The sequence below is a fragment of the Nocardiopsis sp. NPDC055879 genome (genome assembly GCF_053615935.1).
Genome location: NZ_JBSHCT010000013.1, coordinates 12,104 through 28,405, shown reverse-complemented (window position 1 = coordinate 28,405; position 16,302 = coordinate 12,104). Strand labels below are relative to the sequence as shown.

16 protein-coding genes are annotated in these 16,302 nt (G+C 68.9%); 12 read left to right on the top strand and 4 right to left on the bottom strand.

The window, feature by feature from the left end; translation table 11 throughout:
• Positions 1-29 precede the first annotated feature (29 nt).
• A complete protein-coding gene (locus tag ACWGKS_RS16825) occupies positions 30-833 on the bottom strand; it encodes an SDR family oxidoreductase (RefSeq protein WP_358513083.1) in 804 nt (267 codons plus the stop codon).
• Between the two features lie 97 nt (positions 834-930).
• On the opposite strand from ACWGKS_RS16825, the gene ACWGKS_RS16820 reads away from it, so the two are divergent.
• Positions 931-1,719, top strand: coding sequence for a helix-turn-helix transcriptional regulator (locus ACWGKS_RS16820; protein ID WP_358513085.1), 789 nt, complete (start codon positions 931-933; stop codon positions 1,717-1,719).
• A 275-nt stretch (positions 1,720-1,994) separates the two neighbouring features.
• Here the strand turns inward: ACWGKS_RS16820 and ACWGKS_RS16815 are convergent, their stop codons facing one another.
• The gene (locus tag ACWGKS_RS16815; protein ID WP_358513086.1) at positions 1,995-2,558 is read right to left on the bottom strand and encodes a helix-turn-helix domain-containing protein; all 564 of its coding nucleotides are present in this window, start codon (positions 2,556-2,558) and stop codon (positions 1,995-1,997) included.
• A 121-nt stretch (positions 2,559-2,679) separates the two neighbouring features.
• Here ACWGKS_RS16815 and ACWGKS_RS16810 point away from each other — a divergent pair, with 121 nt between their 5' ends.
• A complete protein-coding gene (locus ACWGKS_RS16810; protein WP_358513088.1) occupies positions 2,680-3,879 on the top strand; it encodes an MFS transporter in 1,200 nt (399 codons plus the stop codon).
• Between the two features lie 347 nt (positions 3,880-4,226).
• Here the strand turns inward: ACWGKS_RS16810 and ACWGKS_RS16805 are convergent, their stop codons facing one another.
• On the bottom strand, positions 4,227-4,751 hold the full coding sequence (locus ACWGKS_RS16805) for a MarR family winged helix-turn-helix transcriptional regulator (protein WP_452523107.1): 525 nt from the start codon (positions 4,749-4,751) through the stop codon (positions 4,227-4,229).
• A 304-nt stretch (positions 4,752-5,055) separates the two neighbouring features.
• Between ACWGKS_RS16805 and ACWGKS_RS16800 the strand changes: the two genes are divergently transcribed.
• The 10 genes from ACWGKS_RS16800 to ACWGKS_RS16755 are packed head-to-tail and all read left to right on the top strand — an operon-like array spanning position 5,056 to position 15,249.
• A complete protein-coding gene (locus ACWGKS_RS16800) occupies positions 5,056-6,087 on the top strand; it encodes a M29 family metallopeptidase (RefSeq protein WP_358513092.1) in 1,032 nt (343 codons plus the stop codon).
• 43 nt (positions 6,088-6,130) lie between these two features.
• On the top strand, positions 6,131-6,892 hold the full coding sequence (locus ACWGKS_RS16795) for a maleate cis-trans isomerase family protein (protein ID WP_358513093.1): 762 nt from the start codon (positions 6,131-6,133) through the stop codon (positions 6,890-6,892).
• 1 nt (position 6,893) lies between these two features.
• A complete protein-coding gene (locus ACWGKS_RS16790; protein WP_358513095.1) occupies positions 6,894-7,904 on the top strand; it encodes a PTS transporter subunit IIC in 1,011 nt (336 codons plus the stop codon).
• A 50-nt stretch (positions 7,905-7,954) separates the two neighbouring features.
• A complete protein-coding gene (locus tag ACWGKS_RS16785) occupies positions 7,955-9,220 on the top strand; it encodes an FAD-dependent monooxygenase (protein WP_358513097.1) in 1,266 nt (421 codons plus the stop codon).
• An 8-nt stretch (positions 9,221-9,228) separates the two neighbouring features.
• On the top strand, positions 9,229-10,095 hold the full coding sequence (locus ACWGKS_RS16780; protein ID WP_452523104.1) for an FAD binding domain-containing protein: 867 nt from the start codon (positions 9,229-9,231) through the stop codon (positions 10,093-10,095).
• Complete coding sequence (locus ACWGKS_RS16775) at positions 10,092-12,461, top strand: xanthine dehydrogenase family protein molybdopterin-binding subunit (protein WP_358513101.1); 2,370 nt, start codon at positions 10,092-10,094, stop codon at positions 12,459-12,461. The genes ACWGKS_RS16780 and ACWGKS_RS16775 overlap by 4 nt, the downstream gene beginning before the upstream one ends.
• Positions 12,458-12,994, top strand: coding sequence for a (2Fe-2S)-binding protein (locus ACWGKS_RS16770; protein WP_358513103.1), 537 nt, complete (start codon positions 12,458-12,460; stop codon positions 12,992-12,994). Before ACWGKS_RS16775 ends, ACWGKS_RS16770 begins: the two co-directional genes overlap by 4 nt.
• Complete coding sequence (locus ACWGKS_RS16765; protein WP_358513105.1) at positions 12,991-13,689, top strand: SRPBCC family protein; 699 nt, start codon at positions 12,991-12,993, stop codon at positions 13,687-13,689. Before ACWGKS_RS16770 ends, ACWGKS_RS16765 begins: the two co-directional genes overlap by 4 nt.
• Positions 13,682-14,338: an isochorismatase family protein gene (locus tag ACWGKS_RS16760; protein ID WP_452523101.1), complete on the top strand. Its 657-nt coding sequence runs from the start codon at positions 13,682-13,684 to the stop codon at positions 14,336-14,338. The genes ACWGKS_RS16765 and ACWGKS_RS16760 overlap by 8 nt, the downstream gene beginning before the upstream one ends.
• A gap of 35 nt (positions 14,339-14,373) precedes the next feature.
• On the top strand, positions 14,374-15,249 hold the full coding sequence (locus ACWGKS_RS16755; protein ID WP_452523099.1) for an alpha/beta fold hydrolase: 876 nt from the start codon (positions 14,374-14,376) through the stop codon (positions 15,247-15,249).
• Between the two features lie 380 nt (positions 15,250-15,629).
• Here the strand turns inward: ACWGKS_RS16755 and fdxA are convergent, their stop codons facing one another.
• Positions 15,630-15,977 (bottom strand): ferredoxin, encoded by a 348-nt coding sequence (fdxA, locus tag ACWGKS_RS16750; protein ID WP_452523226.1) that lies wholly within the window; start codon positions 15,975-15,977, stop codon positions 15,630-15,632.
• Positions 15,978-16,302 lie beyond the last annotated feature (325 nt).

The window sequence follows — 16,302 nt, the reverse complement described above, 5'->3', positions numbered from 1 at the left end:
TCCGCCACCCCGGCCTCGTTTCCTCCGTGCTAGATGATCTGCTCGGTCGGAAGCATCGTGATCTCGGTCAGGTTGACGTGTTTGGGGACCGCGCTCATGAAGGCGACCGTCTCCGCGACGTCTTCTGACGAGAGGACGTCGATCCGGGTGATCAGGTCGGCCATGAGCCTGCTCGCCGCCGGATCGGTGACGTGGTCCGGCAGTTCGGTGTCGACCATGCCCGGCTCGATCGTCGCCACGCGGATCTTCTTGCGGCCCAACTCGGTGCGCAGCAGCCTGGTGAGTTGGGTGACGTAGGCCTTGGTCGCCGAGTAGACCTGGAATCCCTCCAGGATCCGGACGGCGGCGATCGACGAGGTCGTGATGAGATCGGCGCTGCGGTCGGCGTTCGCGGCCGCCTCCAGGGACGGCACGAAGGCCTGGATGGTGTTCATGACGCCCTTGATGTTGAGGTCGATCTGGGCGTCCCAGTCCGCTGTGGCCAGGTCGGTGATGCCGGAGATGAGCTGTACACCGGCGTTCGCGAAGACGAGGTCGACCGAGCCGAGCTCGTCGGCGACCCGGTCGGCCGTCGCGAGGACGGCGGCGCGGTCGGTGACATCGGTCGGCAAGGCCAGGGCGGTTCCGCCACCGGCACGGATGCGGTCCTCGACCTGGTCGAGCCGGTCGCCGCGGCGGGCCACCAGCGCCACCTTCGCGCCGAGTTCCGCGAAGCGGACGGCGGTCGCTTCACCGATGCCGCTGGAGGCACCGGTCACCACGGCGACACGCCCGGCGAGCCGGGTTCCGGAGACGACCTGGGCGGAGGGCCGGATGCTCTGCGTTGTGTTCATGTCGACAAGCATGCGGTCGGTTCCGCCGAGCCGGGGGGTAGTGGTACGGCCCCCCGCTAGCCGGGGCTCGCGCCGTGCTCGTCAGTAGGCTCAGGGCATGCCACGCACTGAGCTGGGCCGGTTCCTCATGACCCGCCGCGCCAAGGTGACACCGGAGGCCGTCGGAATGCCCGCGACGGGCGAGCGCCGTGTTCCCGGCCTGCGCCGCGACGAGGTCGCCACGATCGCCGAAGTGAGCGTCGACTACTACCGCCGTTTGGAGCAGGGCAAGGAGACCCGCCCCTCGGAGGTGGTCCTCGCCGGCCTCTGCCGGGCACTGCGGCTGACCGAGGCAGAGAACCGGCACCTGTACGCCCTGGCCGGTGCGGCACACCGACTCGGTGAAGAGGCGACGATCCAGCCGGTGCCGGCGGAGTTGCTGAACCTGATGGATTCGTGGAGTCACTCGGGCGCGATCGTGCTGGATCCGGTGCTCGACGTCCTGGCGATGAACACCCGGGCACAGGAGCTGTTCGCCGGTTTCGAGGAGACCGCGAACCTGCTGGAGATGGTCCTGCTGGACCCCGAGGGTCGCCGGTTCTTCGTCGAGTGGCAGGCCTCCGCCGAGGCGACCGTGGCCAACCTGCGCGCCAGCGCCGACTTCTCCGTGGCTCCCGCCCGGCTCCGGGAGCTGCTCGACCGATTGGAGGCCGAGAGCCCGGAGTTCCCCGGTCTGTGGGCGCGCCACGACGTGCGGCCCAAGACCCATGAGACGAAGGTGTTGCGCCACCCCGCCCGGGGTCCACTGGGCATCGAGTTCCACGCCTTCAACGTCGCCAGCGTGCCCGGGTACCAGCTCCTGATCTACCAGGAGCAGGGAGCCGAGGAGGAGCGCCGTGGAACTTAGCGTTTCTCACTCGCCTGTGGAACCCATGCCGGCGAACAGGACCGTGCCTTGGGCGAAACTCACCGACGCGGCCACACCGATGGCCTGCGTGAAGGTGGCGAACAACGATCGGTCGTCGGTGGGTCCGTGTCCAGTGAACCCGGCGCAGAACACACGAGGAGCGCCTGGACATTCTTCAGCTTCCGGTGGACTCCGCCGGGGATCAAAGGGCCCGCGCGACGTGCTCTCGGGCGCGCCGAAGGGCGATGGAAGTGCCACGCGCCCATGGGGAACACCTAGTTCGGCGTGCGGGGTATCGTCACCACCCACAGGAAGACGGCGACGTCGGTATCCGCTTCGAACGTGTAGTCGGCGGTGTTCTCGATCCGTGCCGATCCTCCTTCGGTGACGTTCAGGTCCGATGACCCCGATCGGACCCGAAGCCGGCCGTGGAGAACGTGCGCCATCGACTCGGGCGCGTTCATGGCGGGAGAGGCGTGATAGCGATCGCCCTCGACCAGGTGCCACTTCCACAGCTCGACGAACACCTGGCTCGACTCGACCGCCTGTAGCAGGCACGCCCAACTCCCGGTCGGGGTCGACCACACCTGGACCCCCTCGGGGGAACCCTCCCCGAGCACACCGACCAGTGCCGGGAACGTCGTGCCCAGCGCGGACGCGATCCGGTCGATCGTCGCCAGACTCGGGTTCGCCTGACCCAATTCGATCTGCGTGAGCATCCGTCGGCTCACACCGCTGAGTTCGGCGAGCCTCACCACGCTCAGGTCCTTGCCTCGCCGCACCGCACGGATGCGGTTGCCCAGGAGGACGACGACCTCTGGTCGAATCCGCTCGCTCATGAACCCCTCAGTCAGTACCTCAGGACGCACCCAAGGTGGGCACTATAATGCTCACCATGCCCTCGTTCGGTCACCGTACCGACCGGCCTGCCATACGCATACGTCAAGGTGAGAGGCGCGAATGACCCGGACCCAAGCGATTCCGCCGTCGCCGGAAACAGGCGCGTCGCAGCCCAAGCTCAGCATCCTACGATGGCAGGCCGCCTACGGCACCCTCGGAATACCCCAGGCCGCCGCACCCATCGCCTTCGGTCTGCTGGCCCTACCCCTGACGGGTTCGGTCGAGTCGGGCGCCGCGATGGTCTTCGCCATGACCACGGCACAGATTCTCGGCGCCGTTCCCGTGTCACGCCTGGGCAGGCGCTTCAACGGCGTGCACTATCTACGGGCCCTCATCGCCGTGCGCACCATCGCTCTCGCCGCGGTCACCGTGCTGGCGGCCGTGGGCGCCCCGTTCGCGTTCCTCATGATCGCGGTCGTCGCCGCGGGCGCCGTCAACGGAGCGGCCTACGGATACCAGCGCACCCTCCTCAACCACCTGGTCACCCCGGACCGGCTGCCCCGGGCGTTGGGCGTGGCCGCGACGCTGAACGAGATCAACTTCGCGTTGTCGCCCGTGCTCGCGTCCCTGCTCGGCGCGATCTCCCCGGTATGGGCCATGGCGGTCATCACCGCGCTCGGGGTGGGGCCGATCCTTCTGACGCCCCGGATTCCGCAAGCACGCGGACCGAACCAAGACTCGGCCGCCGGCGGTAAGGAGCGGGTCCCGGCTGAGGCGTTTCTCTGGCTGTTCTGCGCGGCCGCGGGCGGCGGTGCGGTCGCGGCCGTCGAGGTCGGCGCCGTGTCGTTCGCGCTCTCCTTCGGACTCGCACCGGGCTGGGCCTTCCTCTTCGCCTCCGTACTGTGCGTCGGCGCGGTCATCGGCGGCGTATGGGTCAGTTTCCGCAACCGTATGCCGGAACGCTGGAAGGTCGCCTGCTTCCTCGCGGTGAGCACCGCGGCGTCCGGGGTGATCCTCATCGGGGAACACATCGCCCTGACCCTGGCGGGCGCGGCGGTCCTGGGGTTCTTCCTGCCGCTCCTGGGGACCTTCTACTCGCTGGTCCTGGACGAACTCGCACCGCCCGACCGTCGAGCGGAGATGTTCGCCTTCCTGCGCACGGCGAGCGCGATCGGCATCATCGCCACCAGCGGACTGCTCGCTCTCCTGGGGTTGCGGGCCGCGCTCATCGGCAGTACCGCACTGCTGCTGACCGCGTCGTGTCTGGCCGTTCTCCACGCCACCTGGTCCGTGCGTGGTCCAAACGCACACACCGTGTAGCGCACCGCGAGTCACGCCCTGTCTCGTGCCGGGATCGCCTTCCGTCACCCACGGGCCGAACCTGGGGTGGATGGAAGAGGGCGACACCGAGAAAGCATTCCGGTCACCAGGCGTCCGTGACATCTTTTGGACGGGTCATGTCACGAAGCCAGATCCTGGTCGAGGCCGCCTGTACCGTCCCGCCGAAGATCGCGGCCCGCTCGCGGCCCCGGTAGACCGCCTGGCCGAACCCGCGCCGGGGACGCGAGACCTCCACCTTGCCGGCCGTGCTCGGCGTCCCCCGCGCCCTCATCTGCTACGAACACCCGGTCGGGCATACCGATGACTTTCGAGCCGAGCCCTGAGCTTCACTCGTCCGAGGAAAGGTCCTGCTTGTGTGCCAGGCGTTCCCAGGCGTCGGAGAGGTTGCGCAGGTCGTTCACCACTCGCGCGCGCTCCTCCGAGGAGAACCCGGCCAACAACAGTTCGTCGAGGTGGGCCGCGTGTACTGCGGTTTCGGCGAGAATCCGTTCCCCCTCAGCCGTGAGGTAGAGAAGCTTGCGCCGTGTGTCGCTCGTGCAGGTGCGGCGCTCGATGAGCTGGCGGCGGTCCAGCCTGCGGGCGACATCGGCCATGGTGGATCGGTCGAGCGCGGCCATGACCGCCAACGACCCCTGGTCGCCCCCGGGTGTGCGCTGGATCGCGCGCATCACGGCGAACTGCGGGCCGGTGAGCGTGGAGTCGACGACGCTCACCCACAGCGCCGTGTAGGTCTGGTAGAGCCGCCGTATCAAGTAGCCGGGGGCAGTGAGCAGCTCGGGGGGCACTTCGGGGTGTGGTTCGCTCTGTTGCCCCGTGTGGCGCGTGTGCTCCATCCGGTCGCTATCACCCACTGTTCTCTCCTTCGAATCGTGGCCTCTACGCCGGGCTGGACGTGTCGTCGGCCCGGATGACGCGGCGCTTCCCGGTCAGCCCGAGGGCGACCCTATATCGCGAGGAACCGCAGTCGTCACGACACCCTCCAGGCGAACATTGCAGACACATCACGCGAACCAGACTTTTCACAGAACCTCTTGACGTGAGCTGGGTTACATGTAGATAGTCAGTATACGGATTATCCGGGTACGGATGATCTGCGGGCGGTCGCGGCCCCGAGCCACGCCCGTCCGCGGCAAACCACCCACGGTTGGAGGAGCCATGGACCAGAACAACCTCAATGACTTGTGTGTACGCCAGTTGTCCCTGAGCGGTGTTCGCGACGGTGAAACCCTGGCGGTGCTCTCCCAAGGGGACGAACGCGCCTCCTACGCCGACGCCTTCCTCTTCGCCGCCCAGGAACTCGGCGCGAACACGTTCCACATGCGGCTGCCCAGCGCACGCGGTGACGCGGGCGCGTGGGCGGTCGGCGAATCCGGCCTGGCCGGCAACCAGGTCGCAGTCGACGCCCTCAAACAGGCCGACATGCTCATCGACCTCACGTTCCTGCTCTTCAGCAAGGAGCAGTTCGAGATCCAGGGCGCCGGCACCCGCATCCTGACGGTGGTCGAGCCGCCCGAGCTGTTGTCCCGCCTGATGCCCACCCGCGAACTGCGAGAGCGGGTGGAGGTCGGCGCCGAGATCCTCTCCAAGGCACAGACCATGCGCATCACCAGTCCGGGCGGCACCGACGTGACCTACCGGCTGGGTGTGTACCCCACCATGAGCGAGTACGGCTACACCGACAAGCCGGGCCGGTGGGACCACTGGCCGGCCGCGTTCGTGTTCACCGGAGCAGCCGACGACGGGGTGGACGGGACCATCGTTCTCTCGCCGGGCGACGTCTTGTTGCCGTTCAACACCTATGTGCAGTCGCCGGTGACCCTGACGATCGAGAAGGGGTTCATCACCGACATTCGCGGCGGCTTGGACGCCGAACTCCTGTCGTCCTACATCGCCTCCTTCAACGATCCCCGCGGCTACGGGATGTCCCACGTCGGCTGGGGGCTGGACGAGCGCGCCCAATGGCACGGCCTGACGCAGTTCCCCGGAGGCATGGGCATGGAGCTGCGGTCCTTCTACGGCAACGTCATGTTCTCCATCGGTCCCAACAACGAGTTGGGCGGGCCCAACGACACTCCCTGCCACTTCGACATCCCCATGCGCAATTGCAGTCTCTTCCTGGACGGCGAGCCGATCGTGTTGGACGGTGACATCACCGTGCCCGAGATGCGTCCCGCCGAACGCCGTTGACCCCTGCCCGCACTGCCGTGCACCTTGAACAGAGGAGGAACCGGTGACCGACTACCGGATCGGCCTGGTCGTTCCCAGCTCCAACCTGACCATGGAGACCGAACTTCCGCGCATGCTCCGCGCGCGGGAGACGGAGCGACCCGAGGAACGCTTCACTTTCCACAGCGCACGAACACGCATGCAGCAGGTGACGCCCGAGCAGCTGCGGTCGATGAACCAGCAGAGCGAGCGCGCCGCCGCCGAGCTGGCGGACGCGCGGCCGCACGCCGTGGCGTCGGCGTGCCTGGTCGCCATCATGGCCCAGGGCCCCGGCTACCACTGCACTGCCGAGGACACCATCCGCGATGTACTCGACGCCGAGGGCGCCTCGGCCCCGGTCGTGTCCAGCGCCGGTGCCCTGCTGTCGGGGATCTCGGCGCTGGGGGCGAAGCGCGTCGCCATCATCACGCCCTACATGAAGCCGCTGACCAAGATGGTAGCCGACTACATCGAGGACAGCGGGATCGAGGTGGTCGACGCGGTCAGCCTGGAGGTGTCCGACAACCTCGCGGTCGCCGGGCTCGACCCGGCCGATCTGGAACAGCACAGCCAACGGCTGAACCTGAGCCGGGCCGATGCGCTGGTGACCTCGGCGTGTGTGCAGATGCCGTCGCTGCCGGCGATCCCTGCCCTGGAGAAGCGCGTGAACCTGCCCGTGCTCTCGGCGGCGACCGCGACCACCCACCGGCTGCTCAGCGAGCTCGGCCTGCGGACCGAGGTCCCCGACGCCGGTAGTCTGCTGAGTGGCAACCACCCCGGGGCCTGACATGAGAGAGTTCCTCGCCTCCCGGGGGGTCCACCCCTCGCTGCACACGTACTTCGTCACGGCGCTGTCCTACATGGCGCTGGGCCTGTTCTCGTCGCTGATCATCGGCCTGATCCTGGAGACCATTGGTGACCAGGCCGGAATCGGTTGGCTGACCGAGGCCGGGGTCATGACCATGGCGATGTTGGGGCCGGCCATCGGCGCGGCCGTGGGCTACTCGTTGAATGCACCGGCGCTGGTGCTGTTCTCGGCGGTGGCCACCGGGGCCTTCGGTGCCGAACTGGGCGGCCCCGCCGGGGCCTTCCTGGCCGCGGTGCTGGCCACCGAGGTCGGAAAGCTGGTCTCCGGACAATCCCGCTTGGACATCGTGCTGACCCCGTCGGTCACCGTACTGACCGGTTTCGGGGTGTCGTGGGTGGTCGGCCCGGCCATCGACAGCGGGATGCGCGGACTCGGCCAGATCATCATGTGGGCCACCGAACAGCAGCCGGTGCTGATGAGCGTCGTGGTGGCCGCCCTCATGGGCATCGCGCTCACCCTGCCCATCTCCAGCGCGGCCATCGCGGTCATGCTGGACCTGAGCGGACTCGCGGCAGGGGCGGCGACGATCGGGTGCGCAGCGCAGATGATCGGCCTCGCGGTCACCGGCTTTCGGGAGAACGGTTGGGGCGGGGTGGTCTCGCTCGGATTGGGCACCTCGATGCTGCAAGTGCCCAACATCGTGCGCAACCCGCTCCTGTTCGTCCCACCGACGGTCGCCGGCGCCGTACTGGCCCCCATCGCGACGGTGGGTTTCGCGATGGAGGGAAACGCTGCCGGCGCCGGTATGGGCACCTCCGGCTTCGTCGGTCCACTCATGACCGTCGAGACGATGGGTTTCAGCACCGAGGTGTTGCTGCTCATCGCGGCCTTCCACTTCGTCCTACCGGCTCTGGTCGCCTGGTTGGTCTACCTGCCCATGCGCCGTATGTCCTGGATCGGTGAGAACGACCAGCTGATCCGCCAGAGCTAGAACATCGACCCCCTGTGGCTAATCGCACTCTCACACCTGTTGGAGTAAGGATGTCGTCCCGTCAGTCCTATGAAGTGGTCATCGCCGGAGGTGGCCTCGGAGGCCTCACGGCCGCCCTGGCCATGCGCCGCCGCGGTCTGCGCGTCACCGTCCTGGAACAGGCCCCCGAACTGGGCGAGGTCGGTGCCGGAATCCAGTCCGCACCCAACGCCAGCCGGATCCTCGTCCACCTAGGCCTGCGCGAGAAGCTCGAGGAGATCCGCACCGAACCGCAGGACCAGGTCCGGCGGCGATGGAAGGACGGCAGCGTCATCGGTCAGACCCCGCTGGGCGACCGGTGCAAGCGTGAGTTCAACGCTCCCTACTGGCACTACCACCGGGCCGACCTGCACCGCGTCATCCTGGACGCGTGCACCGACCCGGCGGGTGCCGGTCCCCCCGTACAGGTGGAGATCAACAGCCCGGTCACCGACGTCGACGACAGCGACCCCGAACGTCCCGTGGCGGTGACCGCCGACGGCCGCCGTTACACCGCCGATGTGCTCATCGGCGCGGACGGTCTGAAGTCCCGCGTCCGTGACGCGGCCGGTTTCCCCGACACGCTGCGGTTCTCCGGTGAGATGGCCTACCGGGCCCTCATCCCCGGGGACAAAATCGCCGCCGACCCCGCCACCCGTTGGTTGGTCGACCGGTTCCAGAGCACCATCTGGTACGGGCCCGGGCGCCACCTGGTGCACTACGTGATCAACGGGGGCGAGTACCTGAACGTGGTGGCGATCGTGCCGTGCCCGCCCGAACTCGCCTCGCACAGTTCGGTGCCGACCTCGGTCCAGGAACTGGCCGACGCCTTCCCCGGCTGGGACGACCGGGTGGCCACCATGCTCTCCAAGGCCGAGAGCACCGGCGCCTGGCCGCTCTACTACCGCCGCCCCGACCCGGTCTGGGTGAACGGAAGGATCGCCCTGCTCGGTGACGCCTGCCACGCGATGCTCCCTTACCAGGCCCAGGGCGCCTCACAAGCGATGGAGGACGCCGCTGTCCTGGCCGAGGAGCTGGGCGCGGTCACCGTCGACAAAGCACCGGAGGCACTGGCACGCTACGTCTCCCGCCGCGCGCACCGGGCCGGCATGGTCCAGGAGGCGTCGCTGGCCAACATGGAGCTGTACCACCTGCCTGACGGTCCCGAGCAGGAGGAACGCGACCGCAAGCTCCGTGACTTCCACGGGGAATCGGCGATCTCCTACGAACTGTTGTGGCGTGGGACACCGCTCGACGATTCCGACTCCGAATCCTTCTCCTACCAGTTCATCCGCTGAGGAGACCCATGAAGCCCGCCGCATTCACCTACCACCGCGCCCGCGACGTCGACGGGGCCGTCGACCTGCTCACAGAGCTCGGCGACGACACCAAGATCATCGCCGGTGGGCAGAGCCTGGTCCCGATGATGAACTTCAGACTGGCCAGGCCCGCCCATCTGGTCGACGTCACGGCTCTTCCCGGCCTGTCCACCATCAGCACCGACGAGGAAGGGCTGCACATCGGCCCCCTCACCACCCATCGGGCCGTGGAGACCGCACCCGATTCCGTCATCGGCACCGACCACGCGGTCCTGCGTGAGGCGATGGCCTGGGTGGGGCACCTGCCGATCCGCACACTGGGCACGGTGGGCGGCAGTCTCGCCCACGGGGACGCGACCGCCGAGTGGTGCCTGCTGGCGGTCCTGCTCGACGCCCGGGTCGTCGTCCGTGGCCCCGGGGGCGCGCAGCGCACCATCGAGGCCGCCGACCTCTTCCTCGGCTTCTACATGACGACCCTGGCACCCGACGAGATCATCGTGGACGTGGTCTTTCCGAAGCCGGCTCCGCACTGCGCGCTCACCGAGTTCGCCGAACGCGCCGGGGACTTCGCGGCCGTGGCTGCCGCGGTCGACCTCGACCTGGCCGCGGACGGCACCGTCCGCGGCGGCCGGGTGGCCCTGGGCGGGGTGGCCCCGGTCCCGGTGCGCGTACCCGAGGCCGAGGCGGTGCTCCAGGACGGCGGCACGGCCGGGCCCGAACTGTTCACCGCGTGCGCCGAAGCGGCCGAGGCGGCGATCGACCCCCCGTCGGACGCCGACGGCAGCTCTGACTACCGCCGGGTCCTGGCCCGGACACTCATCGTTCGTGCATGCGAGGAGGCCGTTGCCCGATGACCAGCACCGATGTAGCCCCGGAGAAGGGGGCTTGGACCGGAACCGCGGTCCGCCGCAAGGAGGACACCCGCCTGCTCAGCGGCGCGGGCACGTTCGTCGACGACATCACCCTGCCGCGCATGGCGCACGCCCAGTTCGTGCGCGCCACGGTCGCCTCGGGGCGGCTGCTGTCGGTCGACCTGTCCGAGGTCCGCCGTGTTCCCGGGGTGATCGCCGCCTACACCGCCGCCGACCTGGACCTGAACGACATCACCGCGGTCCTGGACCGGCCCCTCGAGGAGTTCGTTCCCACCGCCATGCCCATCCTGGCCCGGGACCGAGTCCGGTTCGCCGGTGAACCCGTGGCCATCGTCATCGCCGAGGACGCCTACGCGGTCGAGGACGGTGTCGAAGCGGCACAGGTGGAGTACGAGGCCCTCGACGCGGTCCCCTCCGAAGAGGTCGCGTTGTCCGAAGGGGCACCCACCGTCCACGACGAGGTCCCGGGCAACACGCTGCTGGACGTGTCCATGTTCGCCACCGAGGGCATCGACGACGTGTTCGCCTCGGCCGACTGCGTGGTACGGGTCGACACGCGCAGCAGCCGGCAGAACGCCCTGCCGCTGGAGACACGCGGCGTCGTCGCCTCCTGGCAGGCACGCGACGAGAACCTGCTGGTGCAGACCTGCACCCAGGTGCCCCACACGGTCCGCACCGCCATGGCTCGCTCGCTGGGCCTGGCCGAGAACCGGGTACGTGTCACGGTCGGCGACATGGGTGGCGGTTTCGGTATCAAGTGCGTGGTCGGACGCGAGGAGATCGCGGCGGCCGCGGCCGCCCTGCGCGTGGGACGGCCCGTCAAGTGGATCGAGGACCGCAAGGACGCGCTCACCGCTTCGTTCCTGGGCCGCGAACAGCACTACGACGCGCGCGCCGCCTTCGACTCCGAGGGCAAGATCCTTGCCCTGGACACCGACATCGTCTGCGACATGGGGGCCTACTCCTGCTACCCCTTCACCGCGGGCATCGAGCCGCTGATGGCCTCCGCCGAGATGCCCGGCGTTTACAAGGTGCCCGCCTATCGGGTGAGGGCCCGCGGGATCACCACGAACAAGGCACCCACCGCCCCCTACCGCGGGGTGAGCCGGCCGCAGTTCGTGATGACGATGGAGCGGCTGTTCGAACGCGCAGCCCGGGAGCTGGACATGGACCCGGTGGAGATCCGCCGGCGCAACGTGATCACCCAGTTCCCTTACACCGGGGTCAACGCCATCACCTACGACCCGGGTTCCTACCTGGAGGCACTCGATTTGGCCGAACGGCTGGTCAAGGACGAGGGTTGGTACGAACTGCGCGAGTCGGCCGCCGCGCAGGGGCGCACTATCGGCATCGGCTACTGCTGTTTCAACGAACGCAGCGGTTACGGCTCGGACGCCTTCGCCAAGCGCAAGATGAGCGTGGTGCCCGGATACGACCTGGCCGAGGCCCGGATGGACACCTCCGGAACGGTGGTGGTGAGCACCGGCACACTCAGCCACGGCCAGAGCCACGAGACGACCATGGCCCAGATCGCCGCCGACCGGCTCGGGCTCAACCCGGACCAGGTCAAGATCCAGCAGGGTGACACCGAACGCATCGCCTACGGATGGGGCACCTTCGCGAGCCGCTCCATCACCATCGGTGGCAGTGCCGTCTCCCGGGCGGCCGACCGGCTCGGCGAGAAACTGCTGCACCTCGGTTCCCACATGCTGGAGACCACACCCGACGGCGTCGAGCTTTACGACGGCACGGTCCGCCGGATCGACGACCCCGACCAGGCGGTCAGCTACGTGGACATCGCCGACATCGCCTACCTGCGGCCCAACCTGCTGCCTAAGGCGACCGAGCCCGGACTCACCGGCTCCGGCGACTTCGACACCCCGGGCGACGGGACCTTCTCCAACTCCACCCACGCCGTGGTCACCGAACTGCACCCGGGCACCGGGAAGGTGGAGATCCTGCGTTACCTCTGCGTGGAGGACTGCGGGGTGGCCATCAACCCGCAGGTCGTCGACGGCCAGGCCCGCGGAGGGATCGCCCAGGGCATCGCCGGGGCCCTGTACGAACGCATCACCTACGACGACCAGGGCGAACCCTCGGCGGCCAGCTTCATCGACTACAAGGTGCCCACCGCGGCCGAGATCCCCGACGTGGCGATCAGCCACCTGGAGACGCCCTCCCTGCTCACCGAGAGCGGTGCGAAGGGCAGCGGAGAGGGCGGCACCATCGGCGCCCCGGCGGCGGTGGTCAACTCCGTCAACGACGCCCTGCGCCACACCGGAGTCGAGTTCGACGCGACGCCCATCACCCCGGAACAGGTGCAGCACGCATTGGAGGCCCACTCATGACCGACCGTCTCCTGATCACCCTCACCGTCAACGGTGAGGAACACGAACTGCTCACGCCTGCACGCCGCACACTGGTGGACGTCCTGCGCCACGACCTGCGCCTGACCGGGACCCACGTGGGCTGTGAACACGGCGTGTGCGGTGCCTGCACCGTCCTGGTCGACGGGTCACCGGCCCGCGCCTGCCTGATGTTCGCCGTCCAGGCGGAGGGGCGGGAGATCCGCACCGTGGAGTCGCTCGCGGGTCCCGACGGCCTGGGTGACCTGCAGCGCAAGTTCTCCGAGCACCACGCGCTTCAGTGCGGTTTCTGCACACCGGGGTTCCTGATGTTGGCCGAAGGGTTCCTGGCCGACAACCCTGAACCCACCCGGGAGGAGATCCGGGAAGCGGCCTCCTCCAACCTGTGCCGGTGCACCGGCTATCAGACCATCGTCGACGCCATCGGGGCGTGCGCGGACGAACGCAGGGAAGCCTGCGGCGCCGTGTGCGCCCGATCCGCCGACAGCCCCGCCGATGAGAGGAGCCGGGCATGATCCTGGAGAAGAGCACATTCGTCGAGGCCTCCCCCGAGGAGGTCTTCACCGCGGTCAACGACGTCAAACGGATCGTGACCTGCGTCCCCGGTGCGGCGCTGGACGGCCGGGACGGCGACACCTACCAGGGAAACGTCAAGGTCAAGGTGGGGCCGATCAGCGCCGCCTACTCCGGCACGGTGCGTTTCCTCGACGTCGACGCCGACCAGCGCACGTTGCGGGTGCAGGCACGCGGTTCCGAGGCCGGCGGCAGCGGCGACGCCGAAGCCGCGGTGACCCTCGGTGTCGTCGAACGCGACGGAGGCTCCGTCCTCAACATTGAGGCCGACCTGCTGATCCGCGGGAAGATCGCCCAGTTCGGCAAGGCCGCAATCGGGGCCGTCTCCGACCGGCTGCTCCAGCAGTTCGCCGACAACCTCTCCCGGATGCTGCGTGAGGGGTCGGGCGCGGAGCCCGCCGTTGCCTCCGCCCCGTCGGGTCAGGTCCCGGCCCAGGGGCAGCCGGTCGCCGCTGCTGCTCCCGCGACGGCCGGCGACGAGCTCGACGGTCTGGGTCTGCTCGTCGGCCCCAGGACCAAGAAGCTGATCCCGTATGTCGGTGCCTTCGCCGTCGGGGTGCTACAGGGTCTCCTGATCGGCAAGCTTGCCTCGCAGTCCAAACAGATCGCCCTGCTGAAGGAGGTTCGCCGTGGCTGAACTGGACACCTACGGTGATTCGACGGCAGACACCTACGCTCAGGCCGGTTTCGGTTCCCAGGTGCGGCGCGGCACGCGCCCCGCGGTGGTCGTGGTCGACCTGAGCCGCGGGTTCACCGAACCGGACTTCCCCAGCGGCGCCGACCTCACCTCGACCGTGCACTCCACCGCCCGCCTCGTGGAGAGCGCCCACGCCGCCTCGGTCCCGGTCATCTACACCGTCATCGCCTACTCCGAGGAGGAGATCGCCGGCGACTGGTACCGGTGGCTGGACAAGGCCCCGGGCATGCGTGGAATGCGCGAGGGCAGCTCGGCCGTGGAGCTCGACCCACGGCTGACGCGCGGTGATCGCGACCCCCTCATTGTGAAGAAGGGCGCGTCGGCCTTCGACGGCACGCCACTGGCCACCATGCTCACCGGGCTGAACAGGGACACGGTACTGGTGTGCGGCGCGACCACGAGCGGATGCGTGCGCGCGACCGCGGTGGACGCCGTACAGGCGGGTTTCTCCGCACTGGTCCCGCGCGACTGCGTGGGGGACCGGGCTGAGGGCCCGCAGGAGGCGGCACTGTTCGATCTGGACGCCAAGTACGCCGACGTCGTCGGGCTCGACGACGCCCGGACCTACCTCTTCCAGGCCCGGGCATGAGCCGCCCCCACCCGCATCTCCAGGAGGAAACGACCATGTCCGACAGACCGATCCACCAGGAGGCCCTCGCCGACCTCGCCGACGTTCCCGCCGTTGGGCGCTGGTTCCGCTCGGGTGGCCTCCGGTTGCACGCGCTCGACTACGGGGCCGTCGAGCAGACCTCCGGGGTACAGGAGCGGCCCAGTGTGCTCATCCTGCCCGGGATCACCAGCCCCGCGATCTCCATGGACTTCGTCGCCCGCCGACTCACCGACCTGGTCCGGCCTGTGGTCGTGGACCTGCGGGGCCGAGGCCTGTCCGACGCCCCGGACGACGGTGACTACAGCCTGGGCGCCTACACCGACGACGTCGAGGCCGCGGTCGAAGGGTTGGGGCTGGGCCGGACGGTCCTGCTGGGGCACTCGCTGGGTGCGCGCATCGCCGCGGCCGCCGCGATCCGTCCCGGTGCCGCCTACGCCGGGTCGATCCTGGTCGACCCGCCGATGAGCGGGCCGGGGCGCGGTCCCTACCCCACGACCCTCGAAGCCTTCCGCAAGCAGCTGGAACAGGCCCGGCGCGGCACCGACGCCGAGGAGGTGGCCGGGTTCTGGCCGCGCTGGACGCTGCGCGAGCGCGAGCTGCGGGCGCGGTGGCTGGCCAGCTGCGCCTCCGAGTCGATCGACGCCACCCACCGTGGATTCGAGACGGAGGACTTCTTCGACTACTGGGACTCGGTCCCGCAGCCCACCACACTCGTGTACGGCGCGGACAGCCCGGTCGTCGACGCGGCCGGAGCGAAGGAGGCGGCGTCGGCCAACTCCGGGGCGCGTCTGGTGGAGGTCGTGAACGCCGGTCACATGGTCTTCTGGGACGCCCCCGAGGGGGCGCTGACCGCCGTCCGCGAGGCGTTGAACGCGACGCCGACGGGCTGAAGCCGCAACACCGTGTCCGGGTGGCCGCGTCCTCCGGCCCGGACCTCGCCGTGTGGGCTCCCGGTGTCTCAGGGCCCTCACGGCGTATCCGTGGTATTCAGGTGCGTCGCGTACAGGTCGGGTTTGACGAAGACCTCGAGCCGCTCGACCGTGGCCGGCGATCCCCATGCCTCCATCGCCCCTGCATCAAGCCCAGGCGCAGGGGCACACCACGTCAGGCCGGGCCGTGGCAAGCTCAAGGAACGGACAGTGGTGCACCCCGAGCCGCTCGGCGATCTCGGTGATCTCCAACGGTCGGTTCGCGCTACGCAGGAGCCGTAACACCTGCTCCCGGCGTCCTGCCGTGCGTCGGTCCCGTTGGGGCTCCGTGGGCTGGCGCCTCACTGCCCGGCCTGCGGGGGAAGACTCGCCACCAGGGGCGTGTCCACCCCGACCACGCCGACCTTGGAGGCGCCACCGGGTGAGTCCAACGGGTCCTTGCGGCCCGGCAGGGGCTGTGTGAAGAACTCTTCGTTATCGACCAGGTAGGCCCCGAACTCCGCGGGCAGGTCGTCCTCGTAGTAGATCGCCTCGACCGGGCACACCGGTTCGCAGGCACCACAGTCCACACACTCGTCGGGGTGGCTGTAGAGCATCCGGTCACCCTCGTAGATGCAGTCGACCGGGCATTCGTCGATGCAGGACCGATCCAGCACGTCCACGCACGGTTGAGCAATCACGTAAGTTATAACCCGATTGTATACAAGTGGTTCTTGTGAAAATCAGGGGAGCTGCGCCGCCGGGTCGGGGCGGAGCAGATGCGGGGGAGTAGTTCGACGACCGAGTCCTCGCCCAACAGACCGGCTTCCACAGGGTGGGGCGGATCCACCCCGCTGGACCCACTCCCGGAAATCGGCGAAGGTCACCGACAGCCTCTGCGCGTGCCTCGGGTCCGGACCGTCCATGGCCTGGGGACGTGCCTGTGGGGTTGGAGTGTGTTGCTGCTGTTACCGCATTCGGCGATCTGCTGACCGGCGCCGACCTGGTCGCCGGCCTCCAGGACCAACGTTCCTC

Excerpts from the sequence above, each read along its gene's own strand:
- ACWGKS_RS16825 (WP_358513083.1), bottom strand. The coding sequence starts at position 833 with ATGAACACAACGCAGAGCATCCGGCCCTCCGCCCAGGTCGTCTCCGGA.
- ACWGKS_RS16815 (WP_358513086.1), bottom strand. The coding sequence starts at position 2,558 with ATGAGCGAGCGGATTCGACCAGAGGTCGTCGTCCTCCTGGGCAACCGC.
- ACWGKS_RS16775 (WP_358513101.1), top strand. The coding sequence starts at position 10,092 with ATGACCAGCACCGATGTAGCCCCGGAGAAGGGGGCTTGGACCGGAACC.
- ACWGKS_RS16810 (WP_358513088.1), top strand. The coding sequence starts at position 2,680 with ATGACCCGGACCCAAGCGATTCCGCCGTCGCCGGAAACAGGCGCGTCG.
- ACWGKS_RS16780 (WP_452523104.1), top strand. The coding sequence starts at position 9,229 with ATGAAGCCCGCCGCATTCACCTACCACCGCGCCCGCGACGTCGACGGG.
- ACWGKS_RS16820 (WP_358513085.1), top strand. The coding sequence starts at position 931 with ATGCCACGCACTGAGCTGGGCCGGTTCCTCATGACCCGCCGCGCCAAG.
- ACWGKS_RS16800 (WP_358513092.1), top strand. The coding sequence starts at position 5,056 with ATGGACCAGAACAACCTCAATGACTTGTGTGTACGCCAGTTGTCCCTG.
- ACWGKS_RS16755 (WP_452523099.1), top strand. The coding sequence starts at position 14,374 with ATGTCCGACAGACCGATCCACCAGGAGGCCCTCGCCGACCTCGCCGAC.
- ACWGKS_RS16770 (WP_358513103.1), top strand. The coding sequence starts at position 12,458 with ATGACCGACCGTCTCCTGATCACCCTCACCGTCAACGGTGAGGAACAC.
- ACWGKS_RS16790 (WP_358513095.1), top strand. The coding sequence starts at position 6,894 with ATGAGAGAGTTCCTCGCCTCCCGGGGGGTCCACCCCTCGCTGCACACG.
- ACWGKS_RS16785 (WP_358513097.1), top strand. The coding sequence starts at position 7,955 with ATGTCGTCCCGTCAGTCCTATGAAGTGGTCATCGCCGGAGGTGGCCTC.
- ACWGKS_RS16765 (WP_358513105.1), top strand. The coding sequence starts at position 12,991 with ATGATCCTGGAGAAGAGCACATTCGTCGAGGCCTCCCCCGAGGAGGTC.